At 39.7% G+C, this 242-nt stretch carries 1 protein-coding gene; it reads left to right on the top strand.

Features of this window, described 5'->3' with window-relative positions:
* A partial coding sequence (locus tag SB660_RS23245) for a PLP-dependent transferase (protein ID WP_410584915.1) occupies positions 1 to 242 on the top strand: 242 nt, incomplete at both ends.

Raw genomic sequence — 242 nt, 5'->3', positions numbered from 1 at the left:
GGTTGAAGCAGCCATTACACCTGCTACAAAGCTTCTCTACATGGAGACACCATCGAATCCTACATTAGGGATTACAGATATCTGTGCAATAGTCGCACTAGCTAAACAACATCAATGTCTAACGTTTTTAGATAATACATTTATGACACCTTTACACCAACGACCTCTAGACTTAGGTGTAGACGTTGTCATTCATAGTGCAACGAAGTTTTTATCTGGTCACTCAGATATTATTGCAGGAC

It is taken from the genome of Bacillus sp. SIMBA_005, from assembly GCF_046535585.1.
GTDB lineage: Bacteria > Bacillota > Bacilli > Bacillales > Bacillaceae > Bacillus > Bacillus pumilus.
The sequence above is the reverse complement of the archived record's forward strand: the minus strand, read 5'-3'. Positions and strand labels throughout refer to the sequence as shown.